This is a genomic window from Leptotrichia wadei (genome assembly GCF_007990445.1).
Classification (GTDB): domain Bacteria; phylum Fusobacteriota; class Fusobacteriia; order Fusobacteriales; family Leptotrichiaceae; genus Leptotrichia; species Leptotrichia wadei_A.
In genome coordinates this window covers 1-12,983 of sequence record NZ_AP019842.1, presented here as the reverse complement: position 1 = coordinate 12,983, position 12,983 = coordinate 1, and the positions used below count along the sequence as shown (strand labels likewise).

General features: G+C 28.9%; 28 protein-coding genes and 1 pseudogene. 11 read left to right on the top strand and 18 right to left on the bottom strand.

Translation table 11 applies throughout. The features are described from left to right. Positions 1-11: 11 nt before the first annotated feature. The 11 genes from FVE74_RS12010 to FVE74_RS11620 all read left to right on the top strand — a co-directional run bounded on the left by FVE74_RS12010 (position 12) and on the right by FVE74_RS11620 (position 5,488). The gene (locus tag FVE74_RS12010) at positions 12-542 is read left to right on the top strand and encodes a hypothetical protein (RefSeq protein ID WP_232054118.1); all 531 of its coding nucleotides are present in this window, start codon (positions 12-14) and stop codon (positions 540-542) included. Between the two features lie 103 nt (positions 543-645). Next, positions 646-771: a hypothetical protein gene (locus tag FVE74_RS12170; protein WP_269473173.1), complete on the top strand. Its 126-nt coding sequence runs from the start codon at positions 646-648 to the stop codon at positions 769-771. Further along, the gene (locus FVE74_RS11095) at positions 768-1,382 is read left to right on the top strand and encodes a hypothetical protein (protein ID WP_232054117.1); all 615 of its coding nucleotides are present in this window, start codon (positions 768-770) and stop codon (positions 1,380-1,382) included. The genes FVE74_RS12170 and FVE74_RS11095 overlap by 4 nt, the downstream gene beginning before the upstream one ends. 14 nt (positions 1,383-1,396) lie before the next feature. Beyond that, positions 1,397-1,522 carry a hypothetical protein gene (locus FVE74_RS12165; protein WP_269447643.1) on the top strand — a complete coding sequence of 42 codons (126 nt, stop codon included), beginning with the start codon at positions 1,397-1,399 and terminating at the stop codon, positions 1,520-1,522. After that, the gene (locus FVE74_RS11090) at positions 1,523-2,512 is read left to right on the top strand and encodes a glycosyl hydrolase 108 family protein (protein WP_147004615.1); all 990 of its coding nucleotides are present in this window, start codon (positions 1,523-1,525) and stop codon (positions 2,510-2,512) included. Positions 2,513-2,659: 147 nt separating this feature from the next. Next, positions 2,660-2,977: a hypothetical protein gene (locus tag FVE74_RS11085; RefSeq protein ID WP_147004614.1), complete on the top strand. Its 318-nt coding sequence runs from the start codon at positions 2,660-2,662 to the stop codon at positions 2,975-2,977. A gap of 12 nt (positions 2,978-2,989) precedes the next feature. After that, a complete protein-coding gene (locus FVE74_RS11080; protein WP_147004613.1) occupies positions 2,990-3,364 on the top strand; it encodes a hypothetical protein in 375 nt (124 codons plus the stop codon). Further along, positions 3,339-3,671: a hypothetical protein gene (locus FVE74_RS11075; protein WP_147004612.1), complete on the top strand. Its 333-nt coding sequence runs from the start codon at positions 3,339-3,341 to the stop codon at positions 3,669-3,671. The genes FVE74_RS11080 and FVE74_RS11075 overlap by 26 nt, the downstream gene beginning before the upstream one ends. A gap of 356 nt (positions 3,672-4,027) precedes the next feature. Beyond that, positions 4,028-4,372: a hypothetical protein gene (locus FVE74_RS11070; RefSeq protein WP_147004611.1), complete on the top strand. Its 345-nt coding sequence runs from the start codon at positions 4,028-4,030 to the stop codon at positions 4,370-4,372. Between the two features lie 76 nt (positions 4,373-4,448). Continuing rightward, complete coding sequence (locus FVE74_RS11065) at positions 4,449-4,739, top strand: hypothetical protein (RefSeq protein ID WP_147004610.1); 291 nt, start codon at positions 4,449-4,451, stop codon at positions 4,737-4,739. Between the two features lie 605 nt (positions 4,740-5,344). Further along, entirely contained in the window at positions 5,345-5,488 is a 144-nt protein-coding gene (locus tag FVE74_RS11620) for a hypothetical protein (RefSeq protein WP_172617488.1), read from the top strand. Between the two features lie 126 nt (positions 5,489-5,614). Here FVE74_RS11620 and FVE74_RS11615 read toward each other — a convergent pair whose 3' ends face one another. From FVE74_RS11615 to FVE74_RS11605, 18 genes and pseudogenes are all read right to left on the bottom strand, one after another. Next, the gene (locus FVE74_RS11615) at positions 5,615-5,755 is read right to left on the bottom strand and encodes a hypothetical protein (protein WP_172617459.1); all 141 of its coding nucleotides are present in this window, start codon (positions 5,753-5,755) and stop codon (positions 5,615-5,617) included. Between the two features lie 194 nt (positions 5,756-5,949). Further along, on the bottom strand, positions 5,950-6,480 hold the full coding sequence (locus FVE74_RS12005; protein ID WP_232054116.1) for a tyrosine-type recombinase/integrase: 531 nt from the start codon (positions 6,478-6,480) through the stop codon (positions 5,950-5,952). 24 nt (positions 6,481-6,504) lie between these two features. Continuing rightward, positions 6,505-7,092: a hypothetical protein gene (locus FVE74_RS12000; protein ID WP_232054115.1), complete on the bottom strand. Its 588-nt coding sequence runs from the start codon at positions 7,090-7,092 to the stop codon at positions 6,505-6,507. A gap of 4 nt (positions 7,093-7,096) precedes the next feature. Continuing rightward, positions 7,097-7,309, bottom strand: coding sequence for a hypothetical protein (locus tag FVE74_RS11055; RefSeq protein ID WP_147004609.1), 213 nt, complete (start codon positions 7,307-7,309; stop codon positions 7,097-7,099). A gap of 7 nt (positions 7,310-7,316) precedes the next feature. Continuing rightward, the gene (locus FVE74_RS11050) at positions 7,317-7,511 is read right to left on the bottom strand and encodes a hypothetical protein (protein WP_147003772.1); all 195 of its coding nucleotides are present in this window, start codon (positions 7,509-7,511) and stop codon (positions 7,317-7,319) included. Positions 7,512-7,666: 155 nt separating this feature from the next. Next, positions 7,667-7,852, bottom strand: coding sequence for a hypothetical protein (locus FVE74_RS11045; protein WP_147004608.1), 186 nt, complete (start codon positions 7,850-7,852; stop codon positions 7,667-7,669). 8 nt (positions 7,853-7,860) lie between these two features. Then, positions 7,861-8,399, bottom strand: a pseudogene (locus FVE74_RS11995) (recombinase RecT). 146 nt (positions 8,400-8,545) lie between these two features. After that, positions 8,546-8,980, bottom strand: a complete 435-nt coding sequence (locus tag FVE74_RS11030) for a hypothetical protein (RefSeq protein WP_147004605.1) — start codon at positions 8,978-8,980, stop codon at positions 8,546-8,548. Positions 8,981-9,016: 36 nt separating this feature from the next. Beyond that, positions 9,017-9,220: a hypothetical protein gene (locus tag FVE74_RS11025; RefSeq protein ID WP_147004604.1), complete on the bottom strand. Its 204-nt coding sequence runs from the start codon at positions 9,218-9,220 to the stop codon at positions 9,017-9,019. Positions 9,221-9,475: 255 nt separating this feature from the next. After that, entirely contained in the window at positions 9,476-9,742 is a 267-nt protein-coding gene (locus FVE74_RS11020) for a hypothetical protein (protein WP_147004603.1), read from the bottom strand. A 30-nt stretch (positions 9,743-9,772) separates the two neighbouring features. Further along, entirely contained in the window at positions 9,773-10,027 is a 255-nt protein-coding gene (locus FVE74_RS11015; protein WP_147004602.1) for a YqaJ viral recombinase family protein, read from the bottom strand. 364 nt (positions 10,028-10,391) lie between these two features. After that, entirely contained in the window at positions 10,392-10,595 is a 204-nt protein-coding gene (locus FVE74_RS11010) for a hypothetical protein (protein WP_147004601.1), read from the bottom strand. Positions 10,596-11,018: 423 nt separating this feature from the next. Beyond that, a complete protein-coding gene (locus FVE74_RS11005; RefSeq protein WP_147004600.1) occupies positions 11,019-11,300 on the bottom strand; it encodes a hypothetical protein in 282 nt (93 codons plus the stop codon). Positions 11,301-11,618: 318 nt separating this feature from the next. Next, positions 11,619-11,888, bottom strand: coding sequence for a hypothetical protein (locus FVE74_RS11000; protein WP_147004599.1), 270 nt, complete (start codon positions 11,886-11,888; stop codon positions 11,619-11,621). An 81-nt stretch (positions 11,889-11,969) separates the two neighbouring features. Beyond that, positions 11,970-12,116, bottom strand: a complete 147-nt coding sequence (locus tag FVE74_RS11610) for a hypothetical protein (RefSeq protein ID WP_172617447.1) — start codon at positions 12,114-12,116, stop codon at positions 11,970-11,972. Positions 12,117-12,274: 158 nt separating this feature from the next. Beyond that, a complete protein-coding gene (locus FVE74_RS10995; protein WP_147003780.1) occupies positions 12,275-12,478 on the bottom strand; it encodes a hypothetical protein in 204 nt (67 codons plus the stop codon). After that, on the bottom strand, positions 12,478-12,717 hold the full coding sequence (locus tag FVE74_RS10990) for a hypothetical protein (RefSeq protein ID WP_147004598.1): 240 nt from the start codon (positions 12,715-12,717) through the stop codon (positions 12,478-12,480). Before FVE74_RS10990 ends, FVE74_RS10995 begins: the two co-directional genes overlap by 1 nt. Next, entirely contained in the window at positions 12,684-12,821 is a 138-nt protein-coding gene (locus FVE74_RS11605) for a hypothetical protein (RefSeq protein WP_172617487.1), read from the bottom strand. Before FVE74_RS11605 ends, FVE74_RS10990 begins: the two co-directional genes overlap by 34 nt. Positions 12,822-12,983 lie beyond the last annotated feature (162 nt).

The window sequence follows — 12,983 nt, the reverse complement described above, 5'->3', positions numbered from 1 at the left end:
AAGGAACGGCATTGGAAGGAAATCGGTTAGCTGAAATTCTAGGATTACAATTCGGCGGAAACATACAGGACATTGGCAATAAAACGAAAGGTAAGTTTTATTATGATAATGTTATGAAATTCTATTACGAATGTATTGAAGACAACAGTCTGACATACAACGATTCAGGGAAATTCAGGGCGATAAGTAATAAACCAATTTCCGATAAAGTGGAAAATTTATCCAAAGTTCAGCAAGCGAGACTTTACGTTCATGCAGAAGCAATTGGTGCTGGAAGAACTACATGTAATATTGTAGAAAAAGTTGGGAATATTGTAACCATCATCTTTGACAGTGGTAATGCATTAAGTGGGATTAATGATGGTACTGTCATTTTCCAAGTTCCAGACGGATTTAAGCCCAAGACATTTCTTTCGGTTAATGCATCACAGTACAACGTCTCCAACGGAGCGGTTTACATTGAACCTAATGGGATTGGTAAATGGAAAGGCGCAACGGTTAATTCTGCTAGTATTATTTTTTCGGTTAGCTATATTGTTTAATAAAGTCAATAAAATCAATAAATATTTTTCAAAATTCTGTATAAATTCATAAGTTAGCACAGAATAAAAATCAAAAAAAAAATAATAAAATAGGAGTGATAAAATGGCAGTAATTTACATTTATTTAATCGCAACAATGGAGTGTATAGCACGACCGACAGTTACAACAGCAGAGGAATTTAAAAAAATCCGAACTTGTTTTATCCTGACTGGAATGAAGAAACTATGAAATTCTCAACATCTTTACTTTCAAATCCAACTTTGGACAAAAAAACTGGAGAGTTGAGAGAAATGACAGAAGTGGAGAAAATAAAAGCTGGTAAAACAGTTTTAAGCGATGGAAATTATTTGGATGAGGTTAGTGAAACAATAGTTACAATCGCAAAACCAAATGACTGGAGTATCTGGGATAAAAATGGCAATACTTGGAAAGTCGATAATGATTTACTGAATAAAAAATTAAAAGAGTTAAGGGAAAAAGCATTAAAAGACTTAGCAGAAGCTAAATTAAATTTTTTAAATCAATCTCTCGAAATCGAAAAAGATGGTAAAAAATACACATTTGAAAATAACGAAAGAAATAGAAACAGCTTATCGTTAAAAATGTCGCTAATGTGGACTTTGGAACAAGATAAAATCGAGAAAGTAAAAGTGCAAAATGATAAAAAAATGGTTGAGTTTATTGAATTGGACAGGTCAGAATTAAAAGTTTTGGCTAAAAAAATTCAGGATATTTTAGAAATTGCTGACATGGCAGAGCAAATGGCAGTAGTTGGAATCAGCAGATACACTATTGAACAAATGTTGGATTTAAACGTAAAAGATTTTTTTCAAAATTAAGAGGAGTGATTTGAATGAATATAGAAAAATTGATATGCACAGAAATAGAATTGGATGGTAAAAAATATAAAGTTGTTGGAGTAAAATTTGAAGAAGACAACATAATATTGAATGTTGAAGAAATAAAGGAAGTGATGTAGATGAATAGATTTGAAAAAATATTTGATTATTTACTAAAAGTTGAAGGTGGATACTCAAATGATAAATATGATGCTGGAGGAAAAACAAAATACGGAATAACTGAAGAAGATGCAAGAGACTTTGGATATAAGGGAGATATGCAAGATTTAACAATAGATTTTGCAAAAAATATATATCTAAAAAAATATTACTTAGGAAACATGCTAGATAAAGTTGTAAATGACAAAGTGGCTTTATCTATATGCGACTGGGCTGTAAACAGCGGCAGAAATGGAACAAAAAACGCACAGATTGCTATAAACCAATTGACAAATGCAAATCTTGATGTGGACGGAATAATCGGAAACAAAACATTGGAAGCATTAAATTCGGCAGATCCTGAAAAATTTTTGGAAGTTTATCATAATTTACAAAGAATTTATTACAAAGGAAAAGTTGAAGCTGACAGAACACAAGAAAGATTTTTGACAGGTTGGTTAAACAGAGTTCAGAGAAAGGAGGAGTATTTGAAAGATTGGGATAAGGAAAATGTAGGGACTGAAAATAAGAAATATTCTTTTACTCAATCAAGTTTGGATAAAATGAAAAATGTACATCCAAAACTAGTTGAAGTAATGAAAGCTGCAATTGAAAACAGTCCGTATGATTTTAGAATTACGAGTGGAGCAAGAACAACAGAAGAACAAAAAGCATTATTTGCGTTAGGAAGAACTAAACCAGGGAAAATTGTAACATATGCCAATGGTGTTACTTCAAAATCTAATCATCAAATTAAAAGTGATGGATTTGGACATGCAGTTGATATATTTTTAACAGGAGTTTATGAAAACGGAAGTTATCGAAAATTTTCAGAACAGGAAGGTTACGATGTTAAAAGATTGAAAGATGTTGCAGATCATATCTTGGCAGTTGCAAAATCCAAAAACATTAACATCGGATGGGGTGGAAACTGGAAAAAGAAAGATACGCCACATTTTGAACTAAAATAATGTGCAAATGGCTTGAATACAAGCTGAATTTGAACGTTAAAAATAATTTTGGATAAATAGGTTGGCTAGCAAGATAAAGTTTGTTGTATAGCTTGCTGGATAGCTTAAAATTGATGTTAATTAAAATAAGAAAAGGGAGAGATAAAAATGGATAAACAGTTACAAGTAATTTTAATAGGGATGTTAGTGGATTTCACTAGAAAAGAAATACTAGAAAAGGAGATAATCTTTGGGGCTAAAAAAGGAATAGAAAAACTAGAAGCTGTTAAAAATAACTTTTTTGGAAAGTTTAAGGAATTTGTAAAAAAGGCACAGGAGATAAACAACCCATACATTCCTGATGATATTGAGAGCTTTACTGAAGATTTATTACTGAAAGGTGCTGAAGCACTTGAAAAAACTGTAAATGTGGATGAAATAATACACAAAATACTTGGAGAAGAAAAAACAGCAATAGGAATATAAGGAGCATAATTAATGATAGAGGACTTAAAAGTAATAATAGACAATCACGGACTTTTTCTTATACTTTTCTTTTCAGGAGTGCTGTTTGGAGTAGTGGCACAGAAGATGGTAGACAATCAGCCAGTAAAACCATATGTTAAGCGTATAGCCGTCGCTGGAATGACAATGGCGATTGCTCTATCCCTTAATAAAGTGGTGGGTCATTTCAACGCTGGGTTTCTGTATCCGTGGAGTCCTGTCTTGGGATTTTTCGGAGAAGCTCTGCTAGAAACAGTAAATCAGAAAAGATATGGTATAAGCACTGGATTTTTGGAACTTTTACTGGAAAAGTTTGGATTTGTGAAGAAACGGAGTGATAAAAATGAAAACATATCACAGAAGTCGTAAATTTCTTATAGTAATGTTAGGGTTAGTTTTTTTAAACTCAGTTCTGACATTAAAATTAAGAGGATATCAAAGAAAAGAAAATTTGACAATGATAAAAACAGAATTAAGGAATAAATATCCTGAGCAGCTTTTTAGTTACATAGAAGAAAAATCAAAAAGAGAGGATTTGTATCTTTTGATTGGGACTAATGCAATAGTCTTAATCATGATAGTGGGATTTGATCGTTTCGGAGTTTTTGAAGAAACAGATGAGACTGTAAAAGCTAATAAGAAAAAAATAAAAAAAAGAATAGGAATATTTATATAGGGCAGTCGTAAAGATTGCCCTGTCTTTTTTTATTGACTAACTAAGAAAGTAGTGATATAATTAGTTATCAACCTATCTGGAGGATCTCTATTGAAAATAATCATAAATGTAGTAGTATACTCTGCATTTTTTATCGATGCATATGAAAAAGGAAGTACTTTTATGAAGATGATTTTTAATTTAGGGAATGGTGCGGTATGAGGGAGTTTCAGGTAGAAAAGTTGACAGCACCATTAATCCCTCACCAGTAAATAAGAATTTTAATATATATTAGACAGTTGATTGACTGTCTTTTTTTGTAGTTGTAAAAAGTAAAAGAATGATGTAAAATAATAAAGAAAATGAAATAAAGGGAGTTGGTCAAAATTTGTATCAATAAGATAAGTGAGGATATTGTAAAAGATTTTAAAATAGATGGGAAAAATGAAGATTTAAAATATTATGAGGACGTTTTCAATGTGAATGATTTTATTAAACAAGAAAAATTTTTAATTTTAGGATATAAAGGCACAGGAAAAACATATTTTTTAAAAAAAGTAAGAGAAATTAAAGAAGAAAATAATTTTAAAATTATTAATTGCAATATGGAAAAGTTTTATCTTATTTTGAATAAATTAGATAAAACTAAGATAGAAAATATAAGAAAAGAATTAGATATGATTTGGAAATTTATGATTTTATTGAAATCTTTAAGAGAATAAAAGATGAAAAATGAATGGAGAAAATAGAAAAAAATCTTAAGTTAATAAATAAATTTTTGCAAAAAAATAGTTTTCTTTGAACCTATCTTCTGATAAGATAATAAGTAAAATTATAGAAAGAGAAATCGAAACACAAATTGAAACCAATTTACTTGAAAAATTATTTTCTACTATAAAAAATAGATTTAATTTAAAAGAACAGAAAAGTTCTGTAAAAGCAGAATACTATGATTTTTTGGAAGATTTTGAAGAAAAAACATCATCAATTTTGAGTGAATGTACATTTGGAATAGGAATTTTTTTTGATGAATTGGATTCTAAGTTTGAAAAGGTACTGAAAATGAAAGAATATTACTTTCGTTATTAGAAGAAACCAAAAGATTAAATTATGAATATGAAAATCTCGATATTTTTGTATGTTTGAGAACAGAAATATTTGAATTGTTAAATTCTCCTGATTTAAACAAAATAAAAGAAGATAAATCAATTACCTTTAAATGGGATAGACGGACCTTATTAAAAGTAATAAAAAAAGAGACTTGGAGAAGACAATGAATCTGACTCTGAGTTTATAAAAAAATATTTTGAAAGTAACAAAAAAAGAATAAATTTAAAAAACAATAAAAAAGAAAATAGAAATTTTAAATATATATTAAACAAAACGAGATACAGACCAAGAGATGTAGTTGCATTCTTTAAATATGTTTTTGAAAATAATCCAGAAATCCCTATAATTAATGAAACGTTGGATAAAGAATATGGTTATTCCAATTATTTGTATCAAGAAATCAAAATGAATTATCCGGATTTTATGATAATAGAAAATAGAGGATATATTCAATAAAATAAAAAATTCAATAAGAGTGCTTTTATCATTAAAGATTTTTTTAAAAGAAAATAGAATAGATAAGAAGCAAAAAGAGTTTTATTTGAATTTTTTTAAGAAATTATGATTTAGGTATTATAAATATTGTGCAAATACAAAATGGACATAAGGAAAATATTTTAAATTATAATATTGATGGTTCATATTTATTAGATGAAAAATGTTTTGTAGCAATAAACTACGGATTAAGAAATCATCTAAAATTATATAATCCAGATAGCAATAATTAAAAATGCCTTGCAATTCTAAGCGGCTGCTGAATCACAAGGCGATATACTAAAAGTATTTATCAGTTTTATTTATGTTTTAATTATAGCATATTTTCTTAAAATGTCAACCCAAAAAACAAGAGCCAATTAAGGCTCTTCTTCAATTTCTTTTATTATATTTTCAATTTCAATTTTTAATTCTTTTAACTCTTTAAGATCCATTTCTTTTAGAACTTTTATTTTAAGTTCATTTAAATTTTTAATTTCTTTTTCTTTGATTTTTTTCATTTTAACTCCATTGCCTTTTCAATTTATCTGTGATAAAATGAAAGTGTAGTAAATATGTTTATAACTCTAGCAATACGAAGAATATTGTTAGAGTTTTTTAGTTAAAATTACAATATAGCATATACAAATTAAACAAGAAATATTGATTTTATAGGTATTTGAATACTGTTAAAAATTCTCAAAAGATAATTGTATTATTTTATATACCCTTGGAAACATTGGTTTTCAGGGTTTTTTATTTGGAAAAAGTATGGAAAAGTATAGAAATGTATGCTTACAATATACACACAATATACAAGCAATATACAAAATACTATATCTTTTCCACCGCTTGGCTCTTCAATGTCCTTGTGAGTATAAAATTTTTCAGTTGTTGTATAACTGTTGTGTCCTATTAATTTCTTAACTGATGTTTTATTTGCGTCTGCATTACTTAGTAATGTTGCAAATGTATGTCTAGTATCGTGTGGCTTATGATTCATTCCAAGTTCTTCCATAATAGGTTTAAATTTTTCTTTGTAATAATTATCATATTTCATTTGTTTGCCTTTGAAGTTTACAATCAAGTATTCGTTTTTGGTATTCATCCTATTTTCAACAAGTTTTAGTATTTTAGAATGGATAGGAACTAGTCTATCTTTACCAGCTTCTGTTTTCAGTCCACCTTTAATGATTCTATCTTTCAAATCAATATCACTATTTTTAAATTTCCAGCAATTCTCCAATTCTAAATCCTGTATAAATAAGAATTAGAATAGTGTCAATCCAGTCATTTTCATCCAGCAAATCCCACAATCTTTCAATCTCTTTATTTGTAAAAGGCTTTCTTGTGTTTTCTTCCGTATTTTTCCGATATCTATATATTTGCTATAATCTTTTGAGATGATATCATTTTTCATAGCATAAGCGTATAGCTGATTAAAAAGAATCTTAATTTTTTTCTTCGAACCATATTTGATTTTAGTGCTGGAAAAAACTTCTTGCAAATCAGAAGATTTTAAATTTACAAATCGTAATTGGTGTAAAATTTTAGAGTTCTTAAATGCAGCAATATATCCTAATTGTGATGAACGACCAATTGTATCAAATTTTTCTGTTTTCCATTTTTCGTAAACTTCCGAAAATGTGAGACTTTGAACATCTACATTATACGGATGTTCATTATAATAAAATAATTGTTGATTAGCTTCTTTTTGAGTTTTATAATAACCTATATATTTATATTGTTGTTTACCAGTCTTATCCCAATGAGTTGTAACCCTTACAGCAAAAGGTTTTCTTCTTTTGCCTCTTAATCTAATTACAGAACCATAACCGTTCGGATTTCTCATTTTCATACCGCTACCCTGTCTCTAAAAAATCCTCATAGCTTATTCCATATATTTTCAGCTCTTTTATAGGGATGTGGTACTTATATCTAGGTTTATTATTTATAACTTTTGTAATTATTGCACTTCCTATATCTAAAGTTCCGCTAATCAATCCACTTTTCAAAGTTCTTTCGTTCATTTGAAGAAAAGAGCAAGCTTCTTCCACATTTAACAGTAATTTCATTTTTTTGTTATCCCTCCATTTCTGTCATATCAAAGTAATTTGATATAACGTATTCTTTGCTTATTAAATATTCAACAACTTTTTCTAAATAACTGCTGCTAAAACTATCTATCATTTCGTCTCTATAAGTGACATACATTTTTGCTACATATCTTGTTTCATTTTCAATTTTGATTTTGTGTATCTCAGCATATTTTATCATTGATCCATCCTTTTCAGTCTTCAACTAAATCAATAACTTCGGCATTCGTAGAATAGATATTTGCTCTGCTGTTTACATAAAATCCTACCTTGTATTTACTCACTTGTTTTCCTCCTGTTTTGTTATAAAGTGCCCTCAATTAACCCTTGCTTTTTTTAAAACAAATCTTCTGAATTAAAATTCTCAACTATTTCATTATCACTTTGAGTATCGTTATCTGCTGTTTCCTCTTCGACAATATCGCTTGCATTGTCAGGACTGTCTACATATTCAACTTCCACGTTTCCGTTTGGCTCGACTTCTTTTATAACAGCCTGATCTACTTTCTGTGCTGTCTGCATTTCAATGCTTAGAATTCAAATTTACTCAACAATAATTTTAATACAGTTTTCTTTGCCATACTGTCAAAATTTGTTTGCCAACTTGAAGAACTTTTAAGAAATGTTTTACTGAATTTCTTAGCATGTTCTCTTACTTCTTCCTTGCTCATTACATTGTATTTCTCGAATCCATTTGTGGTTTGAAAATATGCAATATAATGAGTTACTTCATCGCTTATTTTTCCATCAAGATTATATTTAAGCTCATCAGTAATTGGATCATAGCTTTCAAACTGTCCTTCGTAAAGTTCTGTAACATTAATTTTTTATATTGTCCAGTTCTAATTGCAAGCTGTATAAATCCTTTGTAGCCCAATTGAAATTGTGCCTCGTTCTTTTCTTGCCAGTTGCCGCGATTATCTTTGTATTTTCTTTTGTAAGGCACAACATAGGCGAAACCTAAATTTGGATCAATTGGTAAATCCAATGTTGCAGCTATTGCTCCAGCCTTCAAAACGCTTTGTGGCTCTGCTTCCTGTAATTGTTTATTTCCATTTGTAGTATTCAGCAGTGAAGTTAGAATCCAGCTGCCTTGTTTCCTAGTAATTCTTTGAATTTATTTTTGTTCTTTCATCATTTATCATTGATTTTAGTGTAGCTGCACCTACTATCCCTTTTGTTTGTTTTTTAGGATTTGTTAAAGTTCCTGCCATTTTATTTCATCTCCTTAAAATATTTTATGTTATTTTTATCTAAAAATCGTTTTAATTCTAACGCTATCTCTTTAGAAAGCCCGTTAACTTTTATGCAAATGTAAGTATCCTTTTTTTGAGTATTATCTGTTTCTTTTTGCTCTTTTTCTTGAAGAGCTCTAGCAATTGCTTCTTGCTTTTCAATTTCTCTTTTTCTTTCAAGTTCAGCGATTTCTCTTTGTTTTTCTTCTTCTGCTCTTATTCTTAAATTTTCTTCAGTTTGCTTAATTTCATTCATTTTATCATTTATCGCTTTAGAAATGACTGTATAGTCTTCTTGAATTAAATATTTCATGCTTTCAAATACAATTTTGAATTTAATTTCTTTATTTGCTTTTTCAATTTCCTGTTTTATAAAATCTTCTTTTCTGATTAATTCATCGTATTGTCGCTGCATTTCAGTTTCAATATCATCCTCTTTAAATGTTTTGTTTTATTTTTTATTTTCTACTAAATAAACTAAGTACTCTGGTCTATATTTAAATACAAATTCTTTTATTGATTTTATTTTTTCTCTTTTAGCGTTATCTAATTCTTTTTCTTTGTCATGTAAATATTTTCTGACTGCATCAACTCTCTTGATTAAATTAATAAGTTTTTGATTGATTTCTTTTGTGTCAGCTGTTAAATAATCCATCAAATCCTTTTTAAATTTTTCAGCACTTGATTTTGTGCTCGCTACTTCTTCTCTATATTTCTTGATTTTACATCCGTAAATACAATATTATAAAGTTTTTCTATTTCTTCAACTTTTGTTCAGCCTTTTCAAAATCAATCATATCTTTATCAATTTTGGCTGGGGTTATTTTTCACTGTCAAAACAAACTCCATTTTAGGTAATGCAACTAATGATGTTTCAATTATTTTTCCATTTTAACCTCCATAACTTTTATCATTCTTGGTTCTGTATCGTTTTGACACATTCCCAAAATTCAATTTCTTTATTTAAAAGTTCCTGTATCTCATCTTCCCAATCTGACCTATTGATTACAATTGTCTGCAACCTTTTATCCAGATCAAACGGTGTTGTATCTTCGTTTTTAAAACATTCAAATTTTATTTCAGCAACTAATACGGCGTATTCATAGCCAGTCACCAAAAGTAATGTAAAATTTGATATAAATAGTTTCAGGAATATTGTTCTGCCATTCCTCAACATATTTATTCCACTTATTTATTGTAGTTGTCTTTATTTCAAGTATCCTTTTTTATCCTGATAAACAATTTCTCCATCTAAATTAGCCCGTATGAAGTCATATTTTGGATGGATGTACATTTTATTGACTTCTAATATTTTTTTATCGAGATTGTCTTCTTTGTAGGAATTAAATATATTTTTCAGGTTCTTACCTCTTTGAGCTGCAGGGCTTGCGAAATTATTTTGTATTCTTCCAGTTTTATCTTTCCAAACATCAATAATATTTCTATATTTATTCTTTCCCATTATCGCTCCTGCATCGCTTCCACCAATCCTTTTTTCTTATGCTTAGCCATTCTTCTTCGTTTTTATAACTTATTGCTTTATAGTTCACTTTCTTCTCCATTTCTTTTATCTATGCCCTGCTCCTAAGTTTCAATGCCTGTTTCCTGCTATAACCAGCCCATTTTATCTTGAATCCCGCTTCCTCAAACTTTAGAAGTTCCAGCATATCTTTTTCAAAGTCTGTTTTTTCATTTTCTTTGATAACTTCCTCTATTTCCTTAAATTTTCTGTTCGTTTTGTGATTAATGTTTTAAGTACATTCCAGTTATCTTGCTAAACTTTCTTTGTTCGACTTCTCTTTTAAAGATCTTGTAATAAGCAAAGATTATAAACATTTGATGTAAAGCAGTTTCAGTCGTATTGTATCTAGTTTTGAATATATCTTAAACTTAGATTTTATTTCCATGAGTTCTTGCTCAAACATCTTTCTGAAATGTACAATGATAAATTCGTTCTTAAAATCTTTGATAACAGTCTGCTCAGGATTATGTAAATCTTCAAATTCAAATTCATTAATCAGTCTTGTCAAAGCTCTGAAGCTTCTTTGTATAATATCTTCAAGACTGAAAGTGCACCAAAGTGTTTGTTCCTCTGTTATCTTTTCTATTTTGGTGTCACCACTTTCAAGATTTTGTCAGTTATTTTGGAATCTTGAAATAATTTCTGTAACTTTTGCATAAGTTCGACAGAGACATCATAATCATTATTTTTGATTTCCTGTTTTCATCTTTAAAAATTTCCTTTGTAGTGACAGCTTTCTCTATAATTTCCTTTCTAATTTTTTTCTTTTTGCTTTTTTTAGTACTCCCAAAACACATCCTCCTGTTCTCTTAAATTGCCCCTATTTACAAGACCCCATAAATTCCTTTACTGCTCTAGGACACCACCACAGCAGCATGACCACTAAAATGGAAAAGCCACATTGCCTCCAATTATCCAATGCCCTTTGGCTTCAATTGTTGCGATCTGCATTAGAGCAGTTGCTACAATTAAAATTATTGATTTTATCAAATTTTTTTCTGACGTCATTTCCACCTCCTACTTTTAAACCCTGCATCGATACCGTATTCTTTTGAACGTAGTATCTTAAGTTTTGCTCCATCAATTTTTTTATATTTTCATCAATTTCGCTGTCGTTTTTAATTTTCTCTATCATTTCATTCATTTTTCCTAATTTGTTACTTGCACCTGCAATTTTCTTTTTCATCGCAGGCAATTTTCTAAAATTTTGCATTTTATTATCTCCTTATTTTTTATATTTACAATGTCCTAATCAGTAATATTCGATCTGCTTTAAATGCTCTTAGATAAGCTCTTTTGTTGCTCAGAAATGCTTTTTTTGATACTGATTAAGAATATTGTATTAATTTAATCGTGCCATCTATACAGTTAAAAATTAAATAAATATTAGAAAAGAAGACTCATTATGACATTTCTGCATATTCTAGTAGCTATGCCTTGTGCAAAAATATGCAGTGACATAGATGGCGCGATTAAATCAACATTGTTGATTTTATTTGTGTTTTATAGACTTTAGCACCTGTCTTCTGTTTTAAAATATGTACCAATCATCGTTTCCAACAAACTCCTCATAGGAGAATACTGGCAAGAATTCTTTATACGCTAACTCTATTCCTGCTTTATTAAAAATTTTTGTTTCAAATGCAGGTTCTCCATATTTCTGATCCCATCCACGATATTCTGAGATTATTGTCAGCCCTTTTAACTCCTTTATTTCTTTTGTTCCTATTTCTTCATCGTATGCGAAATTTCCGCAATTTTGTTTTACAAATTTTTCTATTTTTTTTAATTCTTTTCTCATTCTGTTTCCTCCTATTTTTTTTTATTAATATCTTATCCAAACCCACTGCAATATTTACAATGAGCTTGATAAAACATCAATTTATTTCCAGTCTGGATTTAAAATTAGTCGCTTTGGCTGTTTTTTGTTAAATAGCTTTTTGATTCTGTTTTTAAATTTCTTTGCTTCAATTTCTTCTCTTGCTTTTTGACTGTTTTCGTTTACTATTTTCAATGCTCCAAATTTCATCTCTCTCCATTTTGTAATTATTTTTCTTAGCCATATCCATTAAATCAGTATATGATATATAAATATTTTTTATTCACAAAGATTTTATAAGATACATTTTATGGGATAAAAATGTTTTCTCTGCATAATAAACTTGTCGTCTTTGTATAAAGTGTATTTCATTTTGTAACCTCGTTTTTTAAAAATTTTATATTTGTATTGTTCTCTAAAAGACGTTCTATAAGTTCACAAGTTTCATTTACCGTTAACTTGCATCTTTTAGAAATTGTTAAAACCTCAAATCCGCTTAGCCCTTTCCTTATCTCACACTTTGTGAGCTTTAAATCACTTATAGTTTTTGCAAGTTCACACATCTTGTCCATTACATTTCTCCTAAACTAAATTTTCGTTTTCTTCCTACAATTACACATTTTATATTCGATACATTGTGAATCATATCGGATTTTTTCATAATCTTTATCAAATCTTCGTTTCCGTACTCTGATGGGCTTAATTCGTATTCATCATATATTCCGTCGTATTCAAAACCTTTTATTTCATCTTCTGTTACATCAGGAATTCTCTTTTTCAGTTCTTTAAAACCGCTTTCATAGTATTCCATTTTGCTATGCCTTGTGTGGATAACCAAAGCAATTTTCTTCTGCCCATTCTCTTATTATTTTTTCTTGCTCCTTCTTCATATTTTAATCCTTCGCTAAAACTCATTTTTATCATCTCCTATATATTTTTCTTGCAATAATGCAAGATAATTTTTAAAAAAATATAGATGTTTATTGGCTTTTTTCCATCTACAAAACTATTATACCACATAACTTGCAATAATGCAAGATATTTTTTTAAAAAAAGTTGCAACTATGCAATTTTTTA

Bases quoted from the DNA above. Each gene is read 5' to 3' on its own strand.
- FVE74_RS11085 (WP_147004614.1), top strand. From the start codon at position 2,660: ATGGATAAACAGTTACAAGTAATTTTAATAGGGATGTTAGTGGATTTC.
- FVE74_RS12165 (WP_269447643.1), top strand. From the start codon at position 1,397: ATGAATATAGAAAAATTGATATGCACAGAAATAGAATTGGATGGTAAA.
- FVE74_RS10990 (WP_147004598.1), bottom strand. From the start codon at position 12,717: ATGGAATACTATGAAAGCGGTTTTAAAGAACTGAAAAAGAGAATTCCT.
- FVE74_RS11005 (WP_147004600.1), bottom strand. From the start codon at position 11,300: ATGCAAAATTTTAGAAAATTGCCTGCGATGAAAAAGAAAATTGCAGGT.
- FVE74_RS11090 (WP_147004615.1), top strand. From the start codon at position 1,523: ATGAATAGATTTGAAAAAATATTTGATTATTTACTAAAAGTTGAAGGT.
- FVE74_RS11075 (WP_147004612.1), top strand. From the start codon at position 3,339: ATGAAAACATATCACAGAAGTCGTAAATTTCTTATAGTAATGTTAGGG.
- FVE74_RS11020 (WP_147004603.1), bottom strand. From the start codon at position 9,742: ATGTTGAGGAATGGCAGAACAATATTCCTGAAACTATTTATATCAAAT.
- FVE74_RS11055 (WP_147004609.1), bottom strand. From the start codon at position 7,309: ATGAAATTACTGTTAAATGTGGAAGAAGCTTGCTCTTTTCTTCAAATG.
- FVE74_RS12170 (WP_269473173.1), top strand. From the start codon at position 646: ATGGCAGTAATTTACATTTATTTAATCGCAACAATGGAGTGTATAGCA.
- FVE74_RS11095 (WP_232054117.1), top strand. From the start codon at position 768: ATGAAATTCTCAACATCTTTACTTTCAAATCCAACTTTGGACAAAAAA.
- FVE74_RS12000 (WP_232054115.1), bottom strand. From the start codon at position 7,092: ATGAAAATGAGAAATCCGAACGGTTATGGTTCTGTAATTAGATTAAGA.
- FVE74_RS11045 (WP_147004608.1), bottom strand. From the start codon at position 7,852: ATGCAGACAGCACAGAAAGTAGATCAGGCTGTTATAAAAGAAGTCGAG.
- FVE74_RS11610 (WP_172617447.1), bottom strand. From the start codon at position 12,116: ATGAAATTTGGAGCATTGAAAATAGTAAACGAAAACAGTCAAAAAGCA.
- FVE74_RS11015 (WP_147004602.1), bottom strand. From the start codon at position 10,027: ATGGGAAAGAATAAATATAGAAATATTATTGATGTTTGGAAAGATAAA.
- FVE74_RS11605 (WP_172617487.1), bottom strand. From the start codon at position 12,821: ATGAGTTTTAGCGAAGGATTAAAATATGAAGAAGGAGCAAGAAAAAAT.
- FVE74_RS11025 (WP_147004604.1), bottom strand. From the start codon at position 9,220: ATGGATTATTTAACAGCTGACACAAAAGAAATCAATCAAAAACTTATT.
- FVE74_RS11050 (WP_147003772.1), bottom strand. From the start codon at position 7,511: ATGATAAAATATGCTGAGATACACAAAATCAAAATTGAAAATGAAACA.
- FVE74_RS11000 (WP_147004599.1), bottom strand. From the start codon at position 11,888: ATGAGAAAAGAATTAAAAAAAATAGAAAAATTTGTAAAACAAAATTGC.
- FVE74_RS11080 (WP_147004613.1), top strand. From the start codon at position 2,990: ATGATAGAGGACTTAAAAGTAATAATAGACAATCACGGACTTTTTCTT.
- FVE74_RS11030 (WP_147004605.1), bottom strand. From the start codon at position 8,980: ATGCAGCGACAATACGATGAATTAATCAGAAAAGAAGATTTTATAAAA.
- FVE74_RS10995 (WP_147003780.1), bottom strand. From the start codon at position 12,478: ATGGACAAGATGTGTGAACTTGCAAAAACTATAAGTGATTTAAAGCTC.
- FVE74_RS11615 (WP_172617459.1), bottom strand. From the start codon at position 5,755: ATGAAAAAAATCAAAGAAAAAGAAATTAAAAATTTAAATGAACTTAAA.